Origin of the sequence: Halorubrum sp. Ea1 (genome assembly GCF_002252965.1) — an archaeon.
Classification (GTDB): domain Archaea; phylum Halobacteriota; class Halobacteria; order Halobacteriales; family Haloferacaceae; genus Halorubrum.
In genome coordinates this window covers 1-22018 of sequence record NZ_NHPG01000023.1, presented here as the reverse complement: position 1 = coordinate 22018, position 22018 = coordinate 1, and the positions used below count along the sequence as shown (strand labels likewise).

Here is a 22018-nt window from a genome sequence, read left to right as displayed (position 1 = left end):
GATTTGGGTCTCTTTGATGTGGGATTGCGGTTACTTTCACCAAATAGTTGATTGCATACTAAAACGATCTCTCTGACGGGTATATCCCATGAACGCTAACAGACGGACGGTACTCAGGGGCGTCGGCGCGGGAACAGCGGCACTGCTCGGCGGCGTCGGCACCGCCGCGGCCAAGCCGCCGAGCGAGGGCAAGACGATCGTCGACGTGGCCGACGACGCCGACGGCTTCGACGTCCTCGTCGCCGCGGTCAAGAAGGCGGGTCTCGCCGGCGCGCTGAGAGGAAACCGCCAGTTGACCGTGTTCGCTCCGACCGACGCGGCGTTCGATGACGCCCTCGAGAGCCTTGGCGCCGACAGTCTTGCTGAGGTCGACGACGAGACGCTAGCCAACATCCTCACCTACCACGTCGTGCCCGGCCGTCGGAAGGCGAACTCGATCGTCAACGCGGACGAAGTGCCGACCCTGAACGGCGCGAAAGTCGACGTCGACGGCACCGACCTCAACGGCGATCAGGCCGACATCGTCATCACGAACATCGAGGCGGCGAACAGCTTCGTCCACGTGATCGACGGAGTGCTGCTGCCGTAGCGCGGCCGCGAGGCTCGATGGTCCCCGCCGGCGTCACGTGCCCTTCCGTCACCTCGTACGGCGATCCGTGTGTTTATATATCCGACTTCCGATAAGTATGTTCGATGGAGCCGGTGCTCTGGCAGGTGCTGGCAGGAACGCGGGGGGGGCCCAACCGCGCGCGATTGCTCCGGGCGCTCGACGAACGACCGCGGAACGCCAACCAGCTCGCCGAGGACCTCGACCTCGCATACAAGACCGTCAGGCACCACCTCGGAGTGCTGGAGGAGAACGACGTGGTCGAGAGCACCGAACAGGACTACGGCGCCGTGTATCTGCCGACGGAACGCACCCGGAACCACTGGGAGACCGTCGAGGACATCATCGATCAGGTGGAGTGAGTATGACTCGAATCTGGAACGAAGCGATCGACGGAGGAATCGGAGGGGACGCGGAATGACCCTGGTGCTCGACGTGGCGCGAGTCGCCGCCGCGGTCAACGTACTGCTGTTGCTCGTCCTCATCGGCATCTGGGGACGCAACTACCTCGAGATCCGCTCGAAGCACACGCTCGGGTCGGCGGTGTTCGCGCTCTTCCTCCTGGCCGAGAACGTGCTGGCGCTGTTCTACTACCTCAACCCGCCGCAGATGTCGGCGCCGGCGGTCCGGGCGATGATGTACCTCCAGATCCTCGAGTTCGTCGGGATCGCGTTCCTCGTCTACGTGACTTGGGACTGACGTCGGCGGCGGCCGCTCCGCCCTCGTTCCCGCCGCCCTACTCGAACCGGTACGTCGCCCCGTCCGGCCCGTCCTCGATCTCGATTCCCACGTCGCGCAGCGCGTCCCGGAGCTCGTCCGCGCGCTCGTAGTTGCCGGCCGCCCGCTCGGCCTCGCGCACGTCCAGCACCAGTTCGACGAGCTCGCCGGCCAGCTCCACGTCGCCGTCGCTCTCCGCCTCGAACTGAAGCCCCAACACGTCGCCGGCGAGGTCCTCGAACGCCTCGACCGCCCCGCGGAGCCCGCGGTAGTCGTAGGCCGCTCCCGAGCCGCCTCCGTCGGTCCCGCTGTCGCCCGCTCCGTCCACGTGGCGGTTCACGGCGTCCGTCAGCTCTAGGAGGGCGGCGGTCGCCTCCCGAAGGTTCAGGTCGTCGTTCATCGCCGCGGCGAACTCGTCGCGGGCCGTGTCGACCGCCTCGCGGAGGTCGCCGTCTTCGGCCGTCGCGCGGGCCTCGGTCGAGTCGAGCGCGTCGACGGCGCGGTCGTACGTCCGGGAAAGGCGCTCCCAGCGCTCCTCGGCCTCCGCGATCGTCTCCTCGGTGAGCGCCTGCTCGGAGCGGTAGGCGGCGCCGGCGTAGAAGGTCCGGATCACGTTGACGCCGAGCTCGTCTAAGGCGTCCGGGACGGTCCAGAAGTTACCGATCGAGGAGGACATCTTCTCGCCCTCCATCTCGAGGAGACCGACGTGGAGCCAGTGGCGGGCGAACGTCTCGCCGGTCGCCGCCTCGGACTGCGCGATCTCGTTCTCGTGATGGGGGAAGACGAGGTCGCGCCCGCCCATGTGGACGTCGAGGGTGTCGCCGAGGTGCGTCGTCGACATCGCCGAGCACTCGACGTGCCATCCCGGGCGCCCCTCGCTCCACGGCGACTCCCACGTCTCGCCTTCGGGCACGGCGTCGCCGTGGTCGTGCTTCGCGTGCTCGCGCGCGGCGGTCTCGCTCACGCCGCCGGCCTTCCACAGCGCGAAGTCCGAGGGGTTGCGCTTCTCCGACCGCTCGTCCGGCTCGCCCTGCGCCTCCAGTTCCTCGACGTCCTGGTTCGACAGCTTCCCGTACTCCTCGAACGTCGTGACGTCGAAGTAGACGGAGCCGTTCGACTCGTAGGCGTACCCCTTCCCGACGAGGGTCTCCACCAGCCCGCGGATCTCGGGGACGTGCTCGGTGACGCGGGGGTACACCTCCGCGCGCAGGAGGTTCAGCCCGCGCATCGCGTCGAAGGTGGTCGCGGTGAACGCCTCGGCCACGTCGCGCTCGGCGGCCCACTCGTCGCGCTCGCCGACGCGGGCCGTGATCTTCTCGTTGACGTCGGTGACGTTCTCGACGTGACGCACGTCGTAGCCGAGGTAATCGAGCCACCGGTGGAGAACGTCGGCGTGGAACCACAGGCGGGCGTGTCCAAGGTGGGGGTCGTCCGACACCGTCAGCCCGCAGACGTAGAGCGTGACATCGCCGTCGGCCGTGAACTCGACGCGCTTGTCTGCCAGGGTGTCGGTAACGACGAGACTCATTAACGAATGCTTGCAAAGGTGAGAGTTTTAAACCGTCGGATCGGTCGAGGGTGCGGAGACGAGCGCTCTGACGGCTTGTACACCCGTATATAAATAATCGGTGCTGACACCGGACCGGTAACGGACTCCTCCAACGACCCAGCCGCTCGCCGATACATCGGTGACACCGCGGTGACCGCCCCAAAAGCCCCAGCCGCGACGGCTCGCGCCTCTAGCGGCCGGCGGCGACGCCGCCGGCGACTGCCCTTTTGAGTCCCTCTCGCCCGCTCCGCAACCGCACCTCACGCCTCCCCAGCCTCGTCGGACCGGCGCGTGTCCGCCGGTCCGGCTCCCTCGCGCGTGCACCTCGCGCCCGGTGGGCGCTCGGCGGCACGCGCCGACCGCGTCACCTAGCTACACACAGCCGATTCTCACCGCTTCCCGAGCGCCTCCTCGAAGACGCGCTGGGCGCGCTCGTACCCCTCGTTCCGGTCGACGATCGGGTGCGGGTAGTCGGGCGCGAGCTCCTCGCGTTCGCCGTGCGAGAGCGTCGGCCAGTCGACGACCTTCCCGGCGGGCACGTCCCGGAGTTCGGGGACGTACGCCTTCACGAAGCGGGCGCCGTCGTCGTACTTGCTCATCTGGCTCACCGGGTCGAAGATGCGGACGTCGACGGAGTCGGTGCCCGTCGACGCGGTCCACTGCCACGCCCCGTGGTTCGAGGCGTAGTCGTGGTCGATCAGCTGTTTGGTGAAGTAGCGCGCTCCGCGCCGCCAGTCGATCAGGAGGTGTTTCGCCAGGAAGCTCGCGACCACCTGCCGCGGGCGATTGTGGATGTACCCCTCCGCGTTCAGCTGTCGCATCCCGGCGTCGACGAGCGGGTAGCCGGTCTCGCCGCGCGCCCACGCCTCGAAGTCGGCGTCGTCGTCGCGCCACGCGATCTCGTTCGGGAACGACTTGTAGTTCGACACCGCCAGGTCGGGGTTGTAGTAGAGCAGGTGGTACATCTGCTCGCGCCACGACAGCTCGTAGCGGTACTTGTCCACGTTGCGGCGCTCGCCGCCGGTGACTGCCTCGTAGACGTCGCTCGCGCCCGCCCACACCTCGCGGATCCCGATCGCGCCGGTCGCGAGGTACGGCGACAGCCGCGAGACCGCGTGCGTGGGCTCCTCCGCGGCGCGCCGGAGGTCGTCGCGGGTGTCGTTGTACGACGTGATCCCGTAGTCGAGGAAGTCGTCGAACCGCTCGCGGGCGGCCTCGTACCCCGCCTCGGGGAGGTCGATGTCGGCGTCCGGTTCGGGGACCGTCTTCCCGTCGCGCACGGCCGCCAACGACTCCGACTCGGGCTCCGGATACGGTCCGGGCTTGGGGACCGCCGCCCAGTCGTCGTGGAACCGACTGTGGTTCGCGTAGCGCTCCTCGAGCCGGGCGGGGTCGACCAGAACGGCGTCGGTCCGCGCGTCGGTCTCGACTCCGACGCCAGCGAGGGCGTCCTCGACCGCGCGCTGGCGGTTGCGCCGAGCGGGGCGGTAGTACTCGTTGTAGAAGACCGTCTCGGCGCCGTGCTCGTCGGCGAGCTCGACGAGGACCTCTTCGGGGTCGCCCGCCCGGACGACGAGGTCGCTCCCGAGCTCGCGGTAACGAGCCTCCAACCGCTTCACGTGGCGGAGGAGGAAGGCGCGCTGGCGCGCTCCCACCGTCTCGAACAGGTCGGCGTCGTAGACGAAGACGGGGACGACGGTCCCCGCCCGCGCGGCCGCCGCGAGCCCGGCGTTGTCTCCGGTTCGCGGGTCGCGTCGGTGCCAGAACAGCTGCATGGGATCGGTACGGACTCCACCGGATAGTGTCCTTCGGCCGGGAGCGACGTTCCGGGACGGACGCGACCGCGCTCCACCCGAAATCCACCCGTGTGCTTAAGCCGACGAGCCCGAAGCGTAGGTATGGAGCCGCTCGTCGTCGCCATCCTCGTCGGCGTCCCGCTCGCGTGGCTCGTCGGCTTCGCCGCGTACGTCTACGTCGACGCCCCGAAACACGGGATGAACCGCGAGAAGTGGGCGCTCATCGCCTTCGTCGTCCCGCTGTTCGGCCTCTTCGCGTACCTCTTCGAGCGGGACGAACAGTCGTACGACCCGTCCGAAGACCCGTACGCCGGCGGGAGCGACGCGCGCAAGGCCGGCCTCGCGGTCCACGAGCGCCGGCGCGGCGAGAAGGCGCTCGGCCCGGCGGGGACGGAGGCCGACGACGAGTCGGACGCCGAGGACGAGTGGGACGACCCGCCGGGCGTCGACCTCGACGAGGACTGACTCCCGAGCGTCGGTATCGGCTCGGCGATCGCCACGCGCCGGCGAGCCCTCACAGCACGTCCAGCAGCGCCGCCCGCCGCCGGTCGAGGTCGAAGGCGGCGTCCGCGGCGTCGAGGCGCTCCAAGAAGGCGAAGACGTCGGCGCCGGACCGCTCCGCGTGGTCGACGAGCGCCTCGATCGAGGCGCGGTTGAGCGCGAACGACTCCAGCTTGCCGCAGACGAGCGCGAGCGCCGCGCCCGCCTCGCCGTCGGGGAACGCGGAGTCGACCGCGGAGAAATCGGGGTCGGCGGGGGACGCAGAGTCGGACCCGTCGACCTCGACGCCCCCGTCGCTCCCGTCGGCGGCGAACGTCCGCAGACAGCGGGTGCAGATCGCCGTCGTCGCGGCCGGCGCGTGCTCGCGGATCGCGGGCGGGACGACGAACGCGACGAGGTCGGCGTCACAACGGGGACAGGACATGAGAAACGAGATGGATGAGACGGCGGGTTCGGTCGGTAGACGCGGGACGGCGCGAGTCGACGGAACCGGTCAGTCCGCGGGCTCCGGCTCCTCGGCCCGGGCCGCCGCGGCCTCGGCGGCGGCCTCTTCGGCCTCCTCCTTCTCTTCTTCCTCCTTTTTGGCCTTGATCTTCTTCATGCGGAAGATCTCCTCGCGCTCCTGTTCCTCCAGCTTCTGCTCGATGTACTCCTGGTTCTCGTAGAGGGTCGGGAGGAGCGTGAACTCCAAGGCGTTCACGCGGCGCTTGGTGGTCTCGATCTCCGTGAGCATCTTCTTCATGGCCGTCTCTACCTCGGCCGCGAGGATGATCTTCTCTAACAGTTCCTCGTAGGCGTCGGCCGCCTCGTCGATGCGGGCGGAGGAGCCGAGCAGCCCGTAGCCGCGCTCGTCGAGGCTCTTCTTCACCTTCGAGGACTCGATCTGCGGGACGACCACGCCCATGATGTTCTTCGACTGGGTGGTGATCTCCGGGTGCTCTTTCAGCGCGGCGGCCGCGCCGCGGACGGCGACGTCGCCCTCCATCGCCCGGGCCATGTCGATCTTGCGCTGGGCCGTCTCGTACCTCTCGGAGACGTCCGAGCGGACGTCCTGCGCCTGATCGAGGATGTCCATGAACTCCATGATGAGGCCGTCACGCTTCTGTTCGAGCGTGTCGTGACCGCGCTCCGAGAGCTCGATGCGGTCCTCGATCGCCATCAGGTTCTTCCGCGTCGGTTTGACGTCCTTGGCCATCTTATTGGTGGAGTCTTCCGCTCCGAGGCGGATAATTCTTTTCAGTCGTGACGTGTCGCGCGCGATCGGCCCCGGCCGGCGCCGCCGCTAACTGAGGGCGAAAAGTGGAAGAAAGCCGCGTCAGTCGGCCGCTTCGACGACTTCGCGCTCGGAGTCCTCCTCGCGGTAGTACTCCTCGATGAACTCCTCGTCGATCCGGTTGAGGGCGTCCTTCGGAAGCATCGAGAGCAGGTCCCAGCCGATCTCCAGCGTCTCCTCGATGTCGCGGTTCGTGTCGAAGCCCTGGTCGACGAACTCCGACTCGAACGCGTCCGCGAAGTCGAGGTACTTGTTGTCGAGCTCCGAGAGCGCCTCGCGCCCGACGATGTTCACGAGGTCGCGCAGGTCCTCGCCCTCCGCGTACGCCGCGAACATCTGGTCTTTCACGTCGGCGTGGTCCTCGCGGGTGAGCCCCTCGCCGATCCCGTCGTCCATCAGCCGCGACAGGCTGGGGAGGACGTTGATCGGGGGCTGCAGCCCCTGACTGTTCAGGTCGGGGTCGACGTAGATCTGTCCCTCCGTGATGTACCCGGTCAGATCCGGGATCGGGTGGGTGTCGTCGTCGCCCGGCATCGTGAGGATCGGGATCTGCGTCACCGACCCGTCACGGCCCTGGATGCGCCCGGCGCGCTCGTACAGCTGCGCCAGGTCGGTGTACATGTACCCGGGGTAGCCACGTCGGCCCGGGACCTCCTCGCGGGCCGCCCCGATCTCGCGGAGCGCCTCGCAGTAGTTGGTCATGTCCGTCAGGATGACGAGGACGTGGTAGTCCTTCTCGAAGGCGAGGTACTCGGCCGTGGTGAGCACCATACGCGGGGTGACCGTCCGCTCGACGGCGGGGTCGTCCGCGAGGTTCATGAAGACGACGGAGCGCTCCAGCGCACCGGTGCGCTCGAAGTCCTGCATGAACTCGTTCGCCTCCTCCTGGGTGATCCCCATCGCGCCGAAGATGACGGCGAACTCGGAGCTCTCCTCCCCGGCCTCCTCCTCTTCCGGCACGCTCGCCTGCCGGGCGATCTGCATCGCCAGCTCGCTGTGCGGCTGCCCGGAGCTGGAGAAGATCGGGAGCTTCTGGCCGCGAACGAGGGTGTTCATCCCGTCGATCGCTGAGACGCCCGTCTCGATGAACTCCTCGGGGTACTCCCGGGAGTAGGGGTTGATCGCCGCGCCGACAATGTCCTGCCGCTCCTCGGGGACGATCTCCGGACCGTCGTCGATCGGGCGGCCGGAGCCGTCGAGGACCCGTCCGAGGAGGTCCTCGGTGACGGGCATCTTCATCGTCTCGCCCAGGAAGCGGACGGACGCGTTCTGGTCGATACCGGAGGTGCCCTCGAACACCTGGATGGCGACGACGCCCTCCGAGGATTCGAGCACCTGTCCGCGCAGCGTCTCTCCCTGTGCCGTCTCGATCTCGACGATCTCGTCGTAGCCGATCGCCTCGTCGACCTCGGCGTACACGAGGGGGCCGCTGATCTCGGTGATGGTCTGATACTCTTTCATGGTCAGTAGAGGCTCCGGAGCTCGTCGGCGATCTCCGCTTTGAGCTCCTCGACGTACTCCTCGTAGTCCTCTTGGACGCCGATCCGGTTAATTCGGGGGGCGGCCTCGGTGTCGACGATCTCCTCGACGGGGACGCCCGCTTCGAGCGCCCTGAACGCCTCGTCGTTGAACGCCTCGATCGTCGTCAGCATGAGGTACGTCTTCTCGGGCGGACAGTACGTGTCCACCGGGTGGAACGCGTTCTGCTGGAGGTACGCCTCGCGCAGGTAGCGGGCGACCTCCAGGGTGAGCTGCTGGTCGTCGGGCAGGGCGTCCTTCCCGACGAGCTGGACGATCTCCTGCAGCTCGGTCTCCTCGTCGAGCACGTCGACCGCCCACTGGCGCTTCTCCGCCCAGTCGTCGGCGACCTCGTTCTCGAACCACGGGTCGAGCTGGTCTTTGTACAGCGAGTACGACTCGTTCCAGTTGATCGACGGGAAGTGGCGGCGCTCCGCCAGGTCCGCGTCGAGCGCCCAGAACGTCTTCACGATGCGCAGCGTGTTCTGGGTGACCGGCTCGGAGAAGTCACCGCCGGGCGGCGACACCGCGCCGATCGCCGAGACGGACCCCTCCGTCCCGTTGACGTTCTCGAAGTAGCCGGCGCGCTCGTAGAACTGCGCGAGCCGGGCGGCGAGGTACGCGGGGTACCCCTCCTCGCCGGGCATCTCCTCCAGCCGGGAGGAGATCTCGCGCATCGCCTCCGCCCACCGCGAGGTGGAGTCGGCCATCAGCGCGACGTCGTACCCCATGTCGCGGTAGTACTCGGCGATCGTGATCCCCGTGTAGATACAGGACTCACGCGCCGCGACGGGCATGTTCGAGGTGTTCGCGATGAGCGAGGTGCGGGCCATCAGCGGGTTGCCGTTGGCCGGGTCCTCCAGCTCGGGGAAGTCCTCGATGACCTCGGTCATCTCGTTTCCGCGCTCGCCGCAGCCGACGTAGACGATAATGTCGGCGTCGGCGTACTTCGCGAGCTGGTGCTGCGTGACGGTCTTCCCGGAGCCGAACGGGCCCGGGATCGCGGCCGTCCCGCCCTTCGCGATGGGGAACAGGCCGTCGAGGATGCGCTGTCCGGACACCAGCGGCGTCCGGGGCGTCTTCTTGTTCTCGGAGGGGCGCGCCTCGCGGACGGGCCACTCCTGGTGCATCGAGACGTCGGTCCCGTTCGCGAGCTCGGCCACCGTCTCGGTGACGTCGAACGAGCCCGACTCGATCGCGGTGACCTCGGTGGTCTCGCCCTCCTCGAGGGCGTCCGGCGGCACCATCACCTTGTGGTCGATGGTGACCGTCTCCTCGACGACGCCGACCACGTCGCCGCGGCCGACCTCGTCGCCGACCTCGACGATCGGCTCGAACTCCCACTCCTCCTCGAGGTCGATGCCGGGCGCGTCGACCCCGCGGTCGAGGTAGGGACTGCCCATCTTGCCCTCCAGCACGTCCAGGGGTCGCTGGACGCCGTCGTAGATGGCGTCCAGCATGCCCGGACCAAGGTCGACCGACAGCGGCTCGCCCGTGTTCTCGACGGGTTCGCCGGGGGCGACCCCGGAGGTCTCCTCGTACACCTGAATGGTCGTGATGTCGCCTTCGATCTCGATCACTTCCCCCATGAGGCCTTCGTCGCCGACGTAGACGACGTCGTTCATGCGGGCGTCGAGGTCGCGGGCGCTCACGACCGGACCGCTCACGCTTTGGATAACACCGTCTTCGGTAGGGGTGGTCTCCGTGGATTCTGCTTTGCTCATGTTAATCGTCCTCCTCCATCAGGTCGATCCCGATGGCTCGTTTGATCTGGTCGCGCAGCCCGCCGCTGCCGGCGCCGGCGCCGCCGAGCGTGACGAGCACGGGCTCGATGCTCCCCTCCACCGACTCGCGGGTCCCCCGCGAGAGGTGGTCGAGGTCGTCGTTGTGCATCACGATGATGCCGGTGCCCTCGTCGTCGAGGGTCCGTTCGACGGCGTCGTCGAGCCGCTCGTCCTTCTCGTCGTCTGGTACGTTCTCGAACTTCCGCACGCCGGCGAGCCGGAACCCCGTAGTGAACTCGGGGCTGCCGACGACGGCGATCTCCTGGCTCATGTTATCACCAGCTCCGATTCGATCTCGTCGGCCGACAGGCCGGCCTCCTTGCCGCGGGCGATCGCCCGGATGTTCTCCACCTCTCGCTCCTTCGCGAGGATGTAGGAGATGACCGGGGTGACCGACACCGGGTGGATCGTGCCGAGCCGGTCGCCGTACGCGAGCAGCGCGGCGTCGGTCGCGTGCTCGAACGCGATGAGGCTGTCCGCCTCCTCGAGTTCGCGCAGCGCCGGGCCGAGCTGCTCGGCGTACTGGCTGTCCGCGATGTATTCCACGAGCTCGTCGAGGTTCCGCGCGAGCCGCGCGAGCGACCCGCGGGTGAACAGCTCGCCGCCCTCGATGAAGTACGCGGCGGGGTCGATGTCCGCGCCCGACCGGGCGAGCCGGAGGGCGTTCGTCGCGTTCCGGAAGTCGACCTCCGCCTTGAGGAACGCCTCGTACTGCCGGGTCGGTTCGTCGTTACCGAGCCCGGAGAGGAGCCGCTCGTAGAACGCGCGGTCGACGGCGTTCTCGAGGGGGACCAGCACGTCCGTCTCCTCGTACTCGGCGTACGCCTCGCGGAGCGGCGGGCCGTAGATCGTGTCTTCCAGCACCTCGACGACGCCGTCGATCGAGTCGGCCTCCAGCAGGCGCCGGATCAAACGGTCGTCGAACTCGCCAGCGCGGATCAGGTCGACTTCGACGTCGGACTGGTCCGCGTCGGTGTAGACGCCGCGGATGACCGTCTTCACGTTCCACGCGTCGAACTTGCGGAGGTAGCGGGCGATCTGGTCGTACAGCCTTCCCTCGCTCCACTCTAAGATCCCCTCGAACTGCTGGGCGAGGTTCCGGTTCAGCGCGTACTCGATGAGGTCCACGCCGCCGTGGCGGCTCCCGAGGGCGTTGATCTCCCGCCCGTAGCTCGATTCCTCCATGAACCGGGCGATCTCCGCCGGGCCCATCCGGGTCAGCTTGCGGTACTCCTCGTCCCCGTAGAGGCTGCCGCGGCGGGCGCGAACCCGCGCGACGACGTACTCCGGGTTCGAGCTCCCGACGGCGCTCATTGGTCGAACAGCCGCTCCGAGATGTTCTTCAACTCGTCGTCCCAGACGGACTCCAGGACCGAGTCGAACGTGTTGTTCACGCGAACGCGAGAGGTGTCGCTCTCGGCGACCACGCCGCCGAGACAGTCGACTTCGCCGTCGACTTCCGCGTTGCGGTCGGCGACGAGCTCCTCGAGGAGCTCGACGTCCTCGGCGCGAGTGTAGACGGCGACGTCGGCGTCGCCGTCGAACTCCGCGAGGCTCGCGTCGAGCAGCGTCTCGGTCAGCTCGCGACGGCGGTCGTCGTCGAGACCGGCGATCGCCGCCTCGACGTCGTCGTGGACGTCTTCGAGGACGTCGCGGCGGGCTCCGAGCCGCTCCTGCTTCGCCTCGAGTTTGGCCGACGAGAGCGTCTGCTCGCGCTCTTGGTCGATCTGTCGGTCGACCTCTGCGAGCCGCTCCTCGCGGATGCGCTCGGCGTCGGCCTCCGCCTCGGCGACGATCTCGTCCGCCTCGGACTCCGCCGCTTCGCGGATCTCCTCTGCACGCGCGCGGGCTTCGTCTCGAACGTCCTCAACGACAGTGTCCAAACTCATTGGTTGAAAAAGGGTTACCCGACGATGAACACGACGACGAGCGCGAGGATGACGATCGTCTCGGGAAGCACCGTCAGGATGAGCCCGTTGACGAAGAGGTCCTCGTCCTCGGCCATCGCGCCGACGGCGGCCGAGCCGATACCGCGCTCCGCGTAGCCCGCACCGAGCGCCGCGAGGCCGACGGCGAGCGCTGCCGCGGCGTTGGGGTCAGTAAGTGTTCCTCCGGTGGACAGTACGGCGTTCCCGAGTGCGTTGGTAGCTTCAAGCATTGGTAGTAGTTCCGGTTGCTCGTCTCCGAACAGTTGCTAGTTGCCGCCACAGTAGTCATAAAGCTTCCCAAAACGACCGAATAGACCGGCCGCAGTCGGGGACGGAGGCGGGGCTAAACGCGGCTCGAACGCGACTCGCCGCGACGCGCGACGGGCGTGTCCGAGCCGACGAGAGCGGCAGTGAATGACTGCGAGGGGCGGAGGCACCAGGGCGGGACGCGGCCGCCGGACGCCCTACTCCTCGGTGGTGTACTCTCGGTCGTGGCCGAACGGCAGGTAGCTGTCGCCGCCGCCTTCGTAGAAGTTCCCGAAGAACTCCACGTACTCGAGACGCACCGCCTGAATGCCGGCGGAGGTGACGCCGAGCAGGAGGACGACGACGTGGCCGACGACGGCCACGACGACCCCGCCGACGAGCGCGACGACCCCGACGAGGCCGATCGAGGCGGGGTCGAAGGCGGTCGTGATCCCCGCGAAGACGAGCTCGTAGTCCTCCGGGTGGCTCCGCACGTACTCGAGGTAGTCGGCGGAGAAAATGAAGTGGAAGCTCCCCGCGCCGCCCTCGTCGATGTACGCGCCGAACGCGAGCAGGTTCACCGCTAGCGCCATCCCGCCCTTCGCGAGCAGCACCGCCATGATCCGGGCGTACGAGATGACGTTGACGATCGGCGAGAGCACCTCGGCGAGCTCCGGCGGCTCGCCGATCGCGAGCAGGACGACGCCGAGAGCGATGGCCGCGATGGCGACGTACCCGACCGCGACCGGGAAGCCGGCGAACGACACCGCCCCGAAGGTGAGTATCGAGAACGAGTCGAAGAGGAACGCCGGCTTCGGACCGAGCACGTGCTGGCTGAAGATCCAGACCCACGCGCCGTTGAGGATCAGCAGCCACGACCCGCCCTCGTACAGTGCGTGTTTGAGGTCGTGCTGCTGGTAGTTGCTCACGAACGAGAGGATGTGCCCCGCGTTCAGGTGGACGAGACCGAACAGCACGCTGGCGACGAGGAACGACAGCGCCCAGTCGAGGTCCGCCGGCGAGAGCCCCTTCCCGTCGACGGGCCAGTGGATGTCACCCGGCAGCAGCTGGTACGCGTGGTAGCCGAACAGGTCGATCCCGAAGTAGATCCCGAACAGGATCGTGAAGCCGCCGGCCCACATCGCGACGGCGCCGAGCTCCCGGAACGTCCCGTCGAATCGGCTGTACAGGAAGTAGCCGATCGCGGCGTAGAGGACGCCGTACCCGACGTCGCCGATCATGAACCCGAACATGAGCGGGAACGTGAGGAAGACGAGGAGCGTCGGGTCGAACTCAGAGTACTTCGGTCGGCCGAAGCCCTGCACGAGCAGCTCGAACGGCCCCGCCGCGTTCCCGTTGTCTTGGACGACCGGCGGGTCGTCGTCGCCGTGCATCGCGTGGCCGCCGTCGGTGGCGGCCGCCTTCTCGGCCGTCGCGTCCGCGGCGCCGGCGTCGGCGTCGACCGCGCTCGCGGAATCGCCCTCGTCGCCGTCCACCGCCTCGGTGTGGTGGTCACCGTCGGGCGTGAACGAAGCGCGTTCGAGCTCCTCGACCTCGGCGTGGTCGCCGACGGCGTCGGCGATGGTCGCCTCGAATTCGGGGTAGGTGTCCGTGGGGATCCACCCCTCCGCGACGAACGCGTTCTCGGTGGTCGCGAAGGAGAGCGGCGCCTCTTTCTTCTCGGCCTCGATGGTGAGCTGCTCCTCGGCGCGGAGCAGGAAGGCGGCCGCCTCCTCCTTCATGGCTGCGAGGTCGGCCTCGATCGCCTCGAGGTCGGTCCGCAGATCCTCGCGCTCGCGCTCCAGCTCCGCGACGTACTCCGCGGGGCCGGCCTCGGCCTCGGGGACCTCCAGCAGCGCGATGTCGACGCCGACGAGCGAGTCCTGCAGGACCCCCTCCTCGGCCCCGTCGGCGGGCTTCGCGAAGATCGCCACGACGTCGCTCCCGGCGAACACCTCGTAGGCGTCGATCCCGTCGGCGTCGGCGAGCGTCGCCTCGACGGCGTCGGGCTTGGCCTCGCCGACGACGACCTCCAGCGAGTCGTAGCCGCGGAGCAGGTCGAGCTCGATGCCGAGGTCGGCGAACGGCTCCATGCGGTCGATCTCCTCCTCCCGGTCGCGGATCTCGGTCTGGAGCTCGTCACGCCGGTCGTTGAGGGCGTTGACGCGCTCGCGGACGTCGGCGAGCTCGCGTTCGAGCTCCTCGTCGTCGATGGCGCGGGCCGCGTCGACCTCGTCGCCCTCGACGTCGAGGACGCTCTCCAGCGAGCGGACGGTGACGAGCCGCTCGTTCACCGTCTGGGCGCCCTCGAGCGACTCGCCGGGCGCGAACCCCTCGTAGCGCTCGTCGTAGTCCGTGACGTGCAGCGAGTGGTGGGCGTACGCCGCCTCGATGACGTCGTCGATGACGCGCTTCGAGCCCGTCACCGACACCTTGCTCATCCGCTCAGGCCTGAGCATCCACCGCCTCCTCGGCCTGTTGGTTCACCGCTTCCTCGAACCGTTCGACTGCGTAGTCGACGGCCGAGTCCACGCGCTCGCGGGCCTCGCGTTCGAGCTCGTCGCGGTCGGACCGGCCCGACTCGAGGATCTCCTCGCGGCGTTCCTCGATCTCCTCGCGGGCGGCCTCGAGCCGTTCCGCGGCCTCGGACTCCGCCTCCTCCTCGGCCTCGGCGCGGATCGCCTCCGCGCGCTCTCGAGCCTCGGCGAGGCGCTCGTCGGCGTCCGATTCCGCCTCCGCGATGATCTCGTCCGCCTCCCGTTCAGCCTCCTTGATCCGGTCGAGCACCTCTGGTCTCGCCATGCTACTAATCGCCTGAAACTCTACAAGCGACGTATAAGGTGTTTGCGAAAGTACGCGGGCGTTGCCCCCGATATCGGCGGGAATCCGCGGCGCCCGCACGTCTCCGGCCGGCGGCCGCCGCCTACATTTAAGTACCAGTCGCCGGACCGTCACCGTATGGCAACGGTGTATGCGGTCGCGTCGGCGAAAGGTGGGGTCGGGAAGACCACCACGACCGCGGCGATCGCGACGATCCTGGCCGGCTCCGGCGCCGACGTCGTCGCGGTCGACGCCGACATCGGCATGGCGAACCTCGCGGGCGCGCTGGGCGTGACGCCCGGCGAGACGACGCTCCACGACGTGCTCGCGGGGCGGGCCGACCCGCTCGACGCGGTCCACGAGGGGCCCGAGGGGCTCCGGGTCGTCCCCGGCGCGGACGACCTCGACGCCTACGCGTCGGCCGACCCCGCCGGGCTCAGCGACGCGGTCGCCGCCTTCGAGGGCGCCGACTACGTGTTCGTCGACGCCGGCGCGGGGCTCTCGCACGATTCGAGCCTCCCGCTCGCGATCGCCGACGAGACGCTCCTCGTCTCGACCGCCGAGCGGAGCGCCCTCGGCGACACCGAGAAGACGCGACAGCTCGCCGAGCGGCTCGGCGGCGCGGTCGCCGGCGCCGCGATCACCCGCGTCGACCCCGACGCCGACCCGGGCGTCGCCGGCGCCGAGAGGCTCGACGACGTCGGCGACGTGCTCGACGCGCCGGTCCTCGGTCGGATCCCGGAGGACGACGCGGTGGTCCGGGCGGCGACCGCGAACCGACCGCTCCCGACGTTCGCGCCGGAGGCGCCCGCCACTCGGGCCTACCGGGACCTCGCTCGGGCCCTGACGGGCGCGGCCGTCGAGGGAGCCGGGATCGGCGAGTCCGACGCGACCGACGACTCGGAGCCGGAGGAAGCCGACCACGCGGAGGAAGCCGACCACGCGGAGGAAGCCGACCACGCGGACGAGTCCGCGGAGGCCGAGGAGGTCAAAGGGGAGGCCGACGACACCGACGCGGACGATACCGACGCGGACGGCACCGACGCGGACGACGACGAGATCATCGTCGCCGACGCCGAGCCGGGGGGACTGAGCGACCCGGGCGACGAGGAGGAGATCATCGTCGCCGACGAGGACCCCGTTCCGGAGGAAGGCACGGAAGCGCCGGCCGACGACGACGAGGTCGACGCCGAAGCGACCGCTGACGCCGCGGCCGCGGACCGGGCCGCGACCGGCGAGACGGAGACCGTCGGCGAGGAGCACGTCGACGGCGACGACCTCGAGGCGATGATCGAGGAGGACGCGGCGGAGGCCGAAGCGTTCGAGGACGAGACCGCGGCGGACGAAGACGAGGTCGCAGCGGACGACGGCGACGAAGCGACGCCGGAGGACACCGAGGAAGCGGCCGCAGACGACGGAGAAGGGGCCGCAGACGACGGAGAAGGGGCCGCAGACGACGGAGAAGCGACCGACGATACGGGGAGCGACGATAGGGAAGTCGACGAGCCGGAGATCGACGAGCCAGAGATCGACGAGGCGGAAGGGGCCGGTCCGGACGACGAGGCGGAGGTCGACGAGCCGGAGATCGGCGAGGCGGAGGCGACCGGTCCGGAAGACGAGCTCGCGGGGAGCGTCCCGTTCCGCGACGACGACACCGGCGGCAGGAACACCGTGCTCTCGGGGGGCACCGACGGCGACGGAGACGCGGGGGAACAGAGCGGGAAGACGGCGTCGGACGGAACCGAGGCGGACGACGAGGAGGAGAGCGGCGGCTTCTTCAGTCGCTTGTTCGGGCGATAAGTGGGCCGGAACGCGCTCGCGGTCTCAGGCCTCGGAGGGCGCTTCCGCCCGGTCGCGGATGAGCTCGCGGATCTCCTCGGGATCGGTGATACCGGCGAGCTCGTCGCAGGAGACCAGCGCGGTGCCCTCGATCGACTCGCGCTTCTCGTCCTCCTCGGTGAAGTACACCGAGCGCGTGCGGGCGACTTCGCCGATCGAAGACATGATCCGCGCGCGCTTCTCCGCCGCGGGGGTGAACGCCGAGTGACCGGTGAGGACGCGGGTCTCGGCGCGCTGATCGTCCTCCGAGACGGCCTTGAACGGCGCCCGGGCGGTCGGGTGGACCGTGAAGCCGGCGTTGGTGAGCACGTGGAGGACGTGCTCGTCGTCGGGGTCGGTCTCGGGCGCCGAGGGGGTCGGGTCGGCGTCGCGCACCTCGTCGGCGCCGTCCAGCACGTCGACCGGGCTGGAGAACGGCTCGTCGAACAGCTCTTCTAACTGGATCGCGACCTCGATGGAGGCGTTCATCCCGTCCTCGTACTTCGAGACGGTGCGCCGGGAGACGCCGAGTTCGGTCGCGAGCTGGCCGAGCGACCAGCCGCGCTCCTCGCGCTCGTCGGCGAGGAGGTCGCCGTCGAGGCTGACGTAGAGCCCGCCGGGGGCCGCGTAGATGAGCGGCGGCATCCCCTCGACGAACAGGTCGTACCCCGTGTCGGGGTTGATCACCGGGACGCCGTGCCGGAAGTAGACGACGCCGGGCTTCAGCTCCTCGTCGCGGGTCCGGACCCCGATCACCATCGGCGTCGCCCGCAGGTACTCGCCGAGCCGGCGCATCTCAGCGCCGGTCTCCGCGTCCAGGGCGTCGACGTTGCCGAGGATCTTCAGGAGGAGCAGGTCGTCGCCGCGCCGGGCCGCCACGTCGAAGCTCTTGGGCCGGACCGCACACCGATCGCTGACGAGGAAGCCCGCGTCCTCCAGCATCGCGGTGACGTTTTCTATCAGCGCAGTCCGGGACATACCCTGAAATAGGCGGCTCGCCGTATATATGCGTTGTGTCACTTGCGGCCGCTCGAAACCGCCGCCCGCTTGCGTTTTCCCCGTCTCACCCACCGGAGCCGTTAAATACCGCGTCGGCGCCGATCGGCGGCTAATCGCTCGGGAGGGGCCCGAGCGACCGGCCGAAACCGGTTTGTCCGGGAGCGGAGAAGGGCGCGTATGCCCATCGTCGCCGTCGACGACACCGACTCCCGCGAGCGCGGGATGTGCACGACGTACGTCGGCGCGCGGCTCGCCGAGCGGCTCGAAGCGGCCGGCGGGCGGGTCCGCCGCCGGCTCCTCGTCCGGCTGAACCCCGCCGTGAAACACAAGACGCGGGGGAACGCCGCCGTCGCGGTCCACGTTTCGAGAATCGACGCGGCGGCGGCGTTCGACCTCGCCGCGGAGGCGGTCCGGGAGTTCGCCGCGGCCGACGACCCCCGGACCTCGCCGGGCGTCGTCGCCGCCGACGTCGACGTCGCGGGGGACCCGTTCGCGCCGGTCGCCCCCGCCGCCGGGGCCCCGGAGGACGCCGGCGCCGCCTCGTCGACGTCGCGGATCCCGGACGACGTCGCCGACTTCGCCCGCCGCGCGCTCCGGCGCCGGCTCTCGCTCGACGAGGCGCTGTCGATCGCCGACGCGCGCGGCTACCGACACGCCGCGTTCGGGACCGGCGGTGAGACGGGGGACGAGGCGGTCGCCGGCCGCGGCCGGATCGGCGCGCTCGCGGCGGTCGGCGCCCCGGCCGCGTTCGACGACTGGACGGCGGAGCGGATCTCGTACCGCGAGCTGGACCGCTGCGGGACGCCCCGCGAGGTCGACGTCGAGAGCGTCTTCGCCGCGGCCGACGCGGGGTACCCGACCGTCTGGGACACCGTCGACCGCGAGACGGGCGCGGCGGTCTGCGTCCCCAACGCCCCCGGTCCGATCCTCCACGGCATCCGCGGCGACGACCCGGCGGCGTGCCGGGAGGTCGCCGAGGCCGTCGAGAGCGAGCCGGTCGAGCGCGCCGCGACCTTCCTCACCAATCAGGGGACCGACGCCCACCTCGCGCCCGGGCGGATCGGCGACCTCCGCGACGGCGCGGGCTACCGAGTCGCCGGCGCGGTCGCGGGCGAACCGGAGACGAAACGGGGGGGTCACGTCCACGTCGACGTCGCGGCGCCCGGGGAACGCTCCGCGGGAGGCGGCGGCCGGCTCCGCTGCGTCGCCTTCGCGCCGACCGGCCGCTTCCGCGACCGGGTGCGCGCCCTCCGACCCGGCGACCGGGTGACCCTGTGCGGCGAACACGAGCGACGGGGACGGTCGGCGGGTGAGGCGGAGGGACCGACCGCGACGCTCAAGCTGGAGAAGTTCGCCGTCCGGGACCTCGTGCGGACCGAGCCGGCGGTGCCGACCTGCCCGGACTGCGGTCGATCCATGTCCTCGGCGGGCCGGGGACAGGGGTACCGCTGCCGGGACTGCGGCACCGACGCGCCCGGAAAGGTCGCTCACGAGATCGACCGCGAGCTGGAGCCCGGCTGGTACGAGGTCCCCCCGAGCGCCCGACGGCACGTCGCGAAGCCGCTCGTGAGGGGCGGGTTCGACGCGCCGGTGCACCCGGAGCGGTGAAGTGATCGGGACGCGACGCCTCGGGCATGTCCGGGATCGTCTTCCACGGAACGGAGAACCGAGGCGGCGTCGTCGACTTCTACCGCGAGGAACTGGGCGCCGAGACGTGGCTCGAACAGCCCGACTGCACGATCCTCCGCCACGACAACCTCCTGTTCGGCTTCTGCGACCGCGACGAGACCGAGACGTGCGGGACGTTCACGTTCGTCTACCCCGACCGCGAAACGGTCGACGACGTGCGGGAGCGCCTCGCAGAGGCGAGCGACCGCCGGGACGACGCGAGCGCGCCCGGCGCGGTCGAGGAACCGAGGGAGAACGAGCGGTACGACATCTACCAGTTCTTCGCCGAGGACCCCGACGGGCGGACCGTCGAGTGTCAGGCGTTCCTCGCCGACGACGTGGGGCCGATCTGAGGCGGTGAGGGCCGGGCGGGAGGAGCGGGGCCGAACCGACCGGGTCAGTCCTCGATGGTCCGCTCCTCGCGCCACTCGGCGGCGCGGTCGAGCGCGGCCTCGCGGTCGTCGAAGCGCTCGCGCTCGTAGGCCGACTCGTCGACGGCCTGCTCCATCACGTCGAGGCGGACGACGAACCCGCCGTCGGCGCGCTCGCGGACGCGGACCGTCGCGTAGCTGTCGGAGCGCTCCCACTCGGTGATCGCCTCGTCCTCGCGTCCCAGAGACCAGCTCATACCCCAGAAGGCCGGCGCGGCGGCTAAAACGGCCCGGTTCGGGCGCGGTCGTCGCGGCGGGGCCGTCGAGGCGCGGTCGTCGAGGCGCAGTCGTCGCGGCGGGGCCGTCGAGCGGCCGTCAGTCTCGGTCGACCGTCAGTCTCGGTCGACCGGGCCGGTCGCGTACGAGCAGACCGGACAGACCGCGTATCCGAGGGTGTCGTACGGGACGGACGCGGAGGGTGCGGTCACGTCGCACTCCGGGCAGTCGAACGTCGACGCGTTCTCGATGCTCATGCTCACATATTGCACGGGCAGGCACATGGTTACGAGCCGCTTGCCTCGGCGTCAACGACACCCTACTTATATGCGACCGCCGGGCCGAGGTCGTTTATGACCGACGACACCCACGCGGACCGCCGCGAACGCGCCGCGGCGCGGCTGCGAGCGGTCGACGCCGACGGACTGGTCTGTTTCCCGAGCCGGAACCTCCAGTACCTCACCGGGTTCGAGGAGGAGCCGAGCGAGCGGCACTTCCTGCTCGCCGTGCCGACCGCGGGCGACGGCGGCGGGCACGACAGCGGGGACGGAGCCGCGCGGAGCGACGGGACCGCGCCCGCTCTCCTCGTCCCGGACCTGTACGAGACGCAGGTGCGCGAGGAGACGAGCGTCGCCGACGTCCGGACGTGGGCCGACGGCGACGATCCGGTGGCGGCCGCGCGCGACCTGCTCGCCGACCGCGGCCTCCGCGAGGGGCGCCTCCTCGTCGACGACACGATGTGGGCGACGTTCACGCAGGACCTCCGCGCGGCGGCGCCGGACGCGACATGGGGGCTCGCGAGCGAGGCGCTCGCCGACCTCCGGGTCCGCAAGGACGACGCCGAGGTGGCGGCGCTGCGCGAGGCGGCCGCCGCCGCGGACGCGACCGTGCGCGACCTCCGCGAGCTGGGCGCCGACGCGGTCGGAATGACCGAGCGCGACCTCGCCGCGTGGATCGCCGACCGGCTGGCCGCGCACGGCGGCACCGGCGTCTCGTTCGAGACGGTCGTGGGGTCGGGCCCGAACGGGGCGAAGCCGCACCACGGCCACGGCGACCGAGAGATCCGGGCCGGCGAGCCCGTCGTGCTCGACTTCGGGACGCGCGTCGGCGGCTACCCCTCCGACCAGACGCGCACGCTCGCCTTCGACGGCGACCCCCCGGCGGAGTACGAGCGCGTCCACGAGGCGGTTCGGGAGGCGCAGGCGGCCGCTGTCGACGCCGTCGCGCCGGGCGTCGCGGCCGCGTCGGTCGACCGGGCGGCGCGGGAGGTGATCGAGTCGGCGGGGTACGGCGACGCGTTCGTCCACCGGACCGGACACGGGGTGGGGCTCGACGTCCACGAGGAGCCGTACATCGTCGCGGGCAACGACCGGGAGCTCGAGCCGGGGATGGTGTTCTCCGTCGAGCCGGGGGTCTACCTCGACGGACGGTTCGGCTGCCGGATCGAGGACCTCGTCGTCGTCACGGCGGACGGCTGCGAGCGACTGAACGACACCGACCGCGGCTGGCGGTGACCGGTCCGTCCGGCCGCGGGGGAAGGTCCGTGTCCGCGAAGCGAAAGAGCGCGCGAGGGAGAGACGAAGCGGGCGTGGGAGAGACGAAGCGGGCGAGGAAAGGGACGCGAAGGGGGAGTGTGACAGTGAGACCCGAAAGATCGGCGCGCAGGGACCCGACGCGAGATACGGGAGTCGTGTGCTTACTCCGCAATCGGAACTTATTGCCGAATGATATAGTTGTGATACCGAATTATTTCGGGTTTGTTTGTCGGTCGTCAGACGGGCGATGGCCGACCAGATCGTGGGCCGATCTCGGTTGAGAGTCACGGAAATCGATCGAACGGGCGAATCCGAGGCCGCGCGGCGCGTGAGGGCACGATCCGATTCGCATCGAAACCATTAGTGTCGCCGGAGCGGAACCGCGGGGTATGAGCGACAACGACGAGGCCGAGGAGAGCGAGCCGGCCGTCGAGCTCGGCGAGGGACCGGACGTGGCGGGCGAGCCGATCGCCCGCGTCGCGTCACGGCTCACGTGGCCCGCGACGCGCAGCGACGTCGCGGCGTCGCCCTCCTGCCTGTCTCTTATACACATCTAAAAAAAAAAAACGACGTATCTCACTACATCATCACTGTGCCTCCTAGATGCTCCTC

23 protein-coding genes and 1 pseudogene are annotated in these 22018 nt (G+C 69.7%); 9 read left to right on the top strand and 15 right to left on the bottom strand.

Annotated elements, in window-relative coordinates; translation table 11 throughout:
- Positions 1 to 88: 88 nt before the first annotated feature.
- The 3 genes from DJ73_RS03750 to DJ73_RS03740 all read left to right on the top strand — a co-directional run bounded on the left by DJ73_RS03750 (position 89) and on the right by DJ73_RS03740 (position 1306).
- The gene (locus tag DJ73_RS03750; protein WP_094557324.1) at positions 89 to 589 is read left to right on the top strand and encodes a fasciclin domain-containing protein; all 501 of its coding nucleotides are present in this window, start codon (positions 89 to 91) and stop codon (positions 587 to 589) included.
- Positions 590 to 693: 104 nt separating this feature from the next.
- Entirely contained in the window at positions 694 to 969 is a 276-nt protein-coding gene (locus DJ73_RS03745) for a winged helix-turn-helix domain-containing protein (protein ID WP_094524272.1), read from the top strand.
- Positions 970 to 1024: 55 nt separating this feature from the next.
- Positions 1025 to 1306: a hypothetical protein gene (locus DJ73_RS03740; protein ID WP_094524271.1), complete on the top strand. Its 282-nt coding sequence runs from the start codon at positions 1025 to 1027 to the stop codon at positions 1304 to 1306.
- 37 nt (positions 1307 to 1343) lie between these two features.
- On the opposite strand, the gene cysS is transcribed toward DJ73_RS03740, so the two are convergent.
- Complete coding sequence (gene cysS, locus DJ73_RS03735) at positions 1344 to 2852, bottom strand: cysteine--tRNA ligase (protein ID WP_094557323.1); 1509 nt, start codon at positions 2850 to 2852, stop codon at positions 1344 to 1346.
- Positions 2853 to 3262: 410 nt separating this feature from the next.
- Positions 3263 to 4648 carry a deoxyribodipyrimidine photo-lyase gene (locus tag DJ73_RS03730; RefSeq protein WP_094557322.1) on the bottom strand — a complete coding sequence of 462 codons (1386 nt, stop codon included), beginning with the start codon at positions 4646 to 4648 and terminating at the stop codon, positions 3263 to 3265.
- A gap of 123 nt (positions 4649 to 4771) precedes the next feature.
- Between DJ73_RS03730 and DJ73_RS03725 the strand changes: the two genes are divergently transcribed.
- Positions 4772 to 5134, top strand: coding sequence for a PLD nuclease N-terminal domain-containing protein (locus tag DJ73_RS03725; protein WP_094557321.1), 363 nt, complete (start codon positions 4772 to 4774; stop codon positions 5132 to 5134).
- Positions 5135 to 5183: 49 nt separating this feature from the next.
- Here DJ73_RS03725 and DJ73_RS03720 read toward each other — a convergent pair whose 3' ends face one another.
- The 10 genes from DJ73_RS03720 to ahaH all read right to left on the bottom strand — a co-directional run bounded on the left by DJ73_RS03720 (position 5184) and on the right by ahaH (position 14721).
- Positions 5184 to 5594 carry a DUF6276 family protein gene (locus DJ73_RS03720; protein WP_094526953.1) on the bottom strand — a complete coding sequence of 137 codons (411 nt, stop codon included), beginning with the start codon at positions 5592 to 5594 and terminating at the stop codon, positions 5184 to 5186.
- Positions 5595 to 5663: 69 nt separating this feature from the next.
- A complete protein-coding gene (locus DJ73_RS03715) occupies positions 5664 to 6365 on the bottom strand; it encodes a V-type ATP synthase subunit D (RefSeq protein ID WP_094524266.1) in 702 nt (233 codons plus the stop codon).
- Between the two features lie 120 nt (positions 6366 to 6485).
- Positions 6486 to 7904 (bottom strand): V-type ATP synthase subunit B, encoded by a 1419-nt coding sequence (locus DJ73_RS03710; RefSeq protein ID WP_094524265.1) that lies wholly within the window; start codon positions 7902 to 7904, stop codon positions 6486 to 6488.
- A gap of 2 nt (positions 7905 to 7906) precedes the next feature.
- Positions 7907 to 9685 carry an ATP synthase subunit A gene (locus DJ73_RS03705; protein ID WP_094524264.1) on the bottom strand — a complete coding sequence of 593 codons (1779 nt, stop codon included), beginning with the start codon at positions 9683 to 9685 and terminating at the stop codon, positions 7907 to 7909.
- A gap of 1 nt (position 9686) precedes the next feature.
- A complete protein-coding gene (locus tag DJ73_RS03700; protein WP_094524263.1) occupies positions 9687 to 10016 on the bottom strand; it encodes a V-type ATP synthase subunit F in 330 nt (109 codons plus the stop codon).
- Positions 10013 to 11059, bottom strand: a complete 1047-nt coding sequence (locus DJ73_RS03695; protein WP_094524262.1) for a V-type ATP synthase subunit C — start codon at positions 11057 to 11059, stop codon at positions 10013 to 10015. Before DJ73_RS03695 ends, DJ73_RS03700 begins: the two co-directional genes overlap by 4 nt.
- Complete coding sequence (locus tag DJ73_RS03690; protein ID WP_094524261.1) at positions 11056 to 11634, bottom strand: V-type ATP synthase subunit E; 579 nt, start codon at positions 11632 to 11634, stop codon at positions 11056 to 11058. The genes DJ73_RS03695 and DJ73_RS03690 overlap by 4 nt, the downstream gene beginning before the upstream one ends.
- Before the next feature lie 14 nt (positions 11635 to 11648).
- Positions 11649 to 11903, bottom strand: a complete 255-nt coding sequence (locus tag DJ73_RS03685; protein WP_094524260.1) for a hypothetical protein — start codon at positions 11901 to 11903, stop codon at positions 11649 to 11651.
- 234 nt (positions 11904 to 12137) lie between these two features.
- Entirely contained in the window at positions 12138 to 14360 is a 2223-nt protein-coding gene (locus DJ73_RS03680; RefSeq protein WP_094557320.1) for a V-type ATP synthase subunit I, read from the bottom strand.
- A 4-nt stretch (positions 14361 to 14364) separates the two neighbouring features.
- Positions 14365 to 14721, bottom strand: coding sequence for an ATP synthase archaeal subunit H (gene ahaH / locus DJ73_RS03675; RefSeq protein ID WP_094524258.1), 357 nt, complete (start codon positions 14719 to 14721; stop codon positions 14365 to 14367).
- A gap of 156 nt (positions 14722 to 14877) precedes the next feature.
- Between ahaH and DJ73_RS03670 the strand changes: the two genes are divergently transcribed.
- Complete coding sequence (locus DJ73_RS03670) at positions 14878 to 16539, top strand: P-loop NTPase (protein ID WP_094557319.1); 1662 nt, start codon at positions 14878 to 14880, stop codon at positions 16537 to 16539.
- A gap of 24 nt (positions 16540 to 16563) precedes the next feature.
- On the opposite strand, the gene DJ73_RS03665 is transcribed toward DJ73_RS03670, so the two are convergent.
- Positions 16564 to 17535 carry a transcriptional regulator gene (locus tag DJ73_RS03665; protein WP_094524256.1) on the bottom strand — a complete coding sequence of 324 codons (972 nt, stop codon included), beginning with the start codon at positions 17533 to 17535 and terminating at the stop codon, positions 16564 to 16566.
- 198 nt (positions 17536 to 17733) lie between these two features.
- Between DJ73_RS03665 and DJ73_RS03660 the strand changes: the two genes are divergently transcribed.
- Together DJ73_RS03660 and DJ73_RS03655 are read left to right on the top strand one after the other, a co-directional pair.
- A complete protein-coding gene (locus DJ73_RS03660) occupies positions 17734 to 19164 on the top strand; it encodes a tRNA(Ile)(2)-agmatinylcytidine synthase (RefSeq protein ID WP_094557318.1) in 1431 nt (476 codons plus the stop codon).
- Between the two features lie 26 nt (positions 19165 to 19190).
- Complete coding sequence (locus tag DJ73_RS03655) at positions 19191 to 19577, top strand: glyoxalase (protein WP_094524254.1); 387 nt, start codon at positions 19191 to 19193, stop codon at positions 19575 to 19577.
- Between the two features lie 44 nt (positions 19578 to 19621).
- On the opposite strand, the gene DJ73_RS03650 is transcribed toward DJ73_RS03655, so the two are convergent.
- Positions 19622 to 19852: a hypothetical protein gene (locus DJ73_RS03650; protein WP_094557317.1), complete on the bottom strand. Its 231-nt coding sequence runs from the start codon at positions 19850 to 19852 to the stop codon at positions 19622 to 19624.
- A gap of 135 nt (positions 19853 to 19987) precedes the next feature.
- The gene (locus tag DJ73_RS20130; RefSeq protein WP_170938333.1) at positions 19988 to 20128 is read right to left on the bottom strand and encodes a hypothetical protein; all 141 of its coding nucleotides are present in this window, start codon (positions 20126 to 20128) and stop codon (positions 19988 to 19990) included.
- A 96-nt stretch (positions 20129 to 20224) separates the two neighbouring features.
- Here DJ73_RS20130 and DJ73_RS03645 point away from each other — a divergent pair, with 96 nt between their 5' ends.
- Both DJ73_RS03645 and DJ73_RS20125 read left to right on the top strand, forming a co-directional pair.
- Positions 20225 to 21385, top strand: coding sequence for a M24 family metallopeptidase (locus DJ73_RS03645; protein ID WP_094557316.1), 1161 nt, complete (start codon positions 20225 to 20227; stop codon positions 21383 to 21385).
- Between the two features lie 410 nt (positions 21386 to 21795).
- Positions 21796 to 21924, top strand: a pseudogene (locus DJ73_RS20125) (DUF5789 family protein); the annotation flags it as partial.
- Positions 21925 to 22018: the final 94 nt, after the last annotated feature.